The 1,748-nt window shown below is 74.5% G+C and carries 2 protein-coding genes; one reads left to right on the forward strand and one right to left on the reverse strand.

What is annotated here, in order from left to right; translation table 11 throughout:
- The coding region (locus OZN99_RS31005) for a glycine zipper 2TM domain-containing protein (RefSeq protein WP_270939052.1) at positions 1–372 on the reverse strand (372 nt) is incomplete at its 3' end.
- Positions 373–741: 369 nt separating this feature from the next.
- Between OZN99_RS31005 and OZN99_RS31010 the strand changes: the two genes are divergently transcribed.
- Positions 742–1,748: lytic transglycosylase domain-containing protein (locus tag OZN99_RS31010; RefSeq protein WP_270939053.1), on the forward strand; the 1,007-nt coding region annotated here is incomplete at its 3' end.

A 1,748-nucleotide genomic window follows, 5' to 3' on the forward strand; every position in this document is an offset into this window, starting at 1 on the left:
GTCGCCGCCGCGATCCTCGCGCACGATGAACTCGATGGCGGTGCCCTGCGTCACGCCGCGCTCGATGGCGGAGCCGGCGAGCCCGCCCAGGATCGCGCCGCCCAGCCCGGCCAGCGCGTTGGACCGCCAGTCGCCGCCGATGAAGCTGCCGGCCACGCCGCCCGCCACCGCGCCGCCGAGGGCTCCGGCCGTGCCGGTGCCGGCGACCTGGACGGGGCGGGTGCCGACGATCGTGCCGAAGGAGACGCTGGCCGCGCCGCCGAGGGCATAGGGCGAGACGGTGCTGCCGGTGTTCGCTGGCGCGCAGGCCGGCACCCCGGCCAGCAGCGCCAGCGCGGCGAGAAGGGAAAGGCCTGGCCTGTAAACGCGCATCTCGTATCGGTCCTCCACGCACCGGCAGGCGAGGCCATCGCGCTGTGGCGGGCCTGCCGGGTTGATCAGCCCATGATGCACCGTTTCGAGATGGCAGGCGAACGGCGCTGGCTGCCACGGTTCCGCCCAGATCCGCTGCTGGACTCTGGCAGCCCTGAGGGGCTAGGGGTTTAGGTGTTGACGTTGTGTTGCTGCCTCAGGGCGCAGGCCGGCTCGGGTCGCGCTCCGGCAGCGAGATATGACTAGCGTGCCTGAACGACGGGACGGATGTCGGGCTTGGCCTGGGGCGGGGTTGCCGGAGGGGACGGCAGCAGCGCCCGGGGGGGCGGGCCTCGGAAACCGGATCCCGGCAACCGACGGAGTTCGAGCATGACCCGGTCCCGGCCTGCGCGGAGCGGCACGGCATCGCTGGCGCGGCGGACCCGCCCACTGGCGGCCTGCCTGGCGCTGGGCCTGCTCGCCGCCTGCGGCAGCACCCAGCAGGCGACCCGCCAGGCGAGCGTCAACAGCGAATGGCCTCGCCCGACCAGCTACGACCCGCCCGGGCCGCCGCATGATCCCTGGGGTCCCTACATCCAGCAGGCCTCCCGCCGCTTCGACGTGCCGGAGCGCTGGATCCGCGAGGTGATGCGCCAGGAATCCGGCGGCCGCGTCAGCGCCACCTCCCGCGTCGGGGCGATGGGGCTGATGCAGGTGATGCCCGGCACCTATGCCGAGCTGACGCGCCGCTACGGGCTGGGCGGCGATCCCTACCACCCCTGGGACAACCTGATGGCCGGCACGGCCTACATCCGCGAGATGTACGAGCTCTACGGCGCGCCCGCCTTCCTCGCCGCCTACAATGCCGGGCCGCGCCGGCTGGAGGACTATCTCTGGGGCAACCGCGGCCTGCCGAACGAGACGCGCAACTACGTCGCCCGCATCGGGCCCCGCATCGCCGGGGTGAGCCCGAACCGCCGCGCCGCGCCGGAGGTCTATGCGGCGGCCGAGATCCCGCTCGACATCCCGGCCGGCCCGCGCCGCGGCGACGCCGCCACCATGCTGGCGCTGCGCGACCAGCGGCGTTCGGCGGATCCGGGCATCCGTGTGGCGCAGCTGCCGCCGGGCCCGGTGGTGCGCATGGAGCCGATCCCGGACGGCAGCACCTTCGCCGCCTCGCCGGAGCCGGCACGCACGCAGATCGCGTCGGCCGGTCCGGTGGTGGCGATGGCGCCAGTGGCGAGCCTGGGCGACTTCCAGACGCGCATGGAGCCGATTACCAGCCCGGGCGACCAAGTGATGCGGATGGAGCCGGTGGTCAGCCCCGGCGATCCGGGCACGATCCGTGCCGAGCCCCTGGCGCCGCCGCCGGCGGCACGTCCGGCGCCGCCCGCCGC

The organism is Falsiroseomonas oryzae, from assembly GCF_027856955.1.
Lineage (GTDB): Bacteria > Pseudomonadota > Alphaproteobacteria > Acetobacterales > Acetobacteraceae > Falsiroseomonas > Falsiroseomonas oryzae.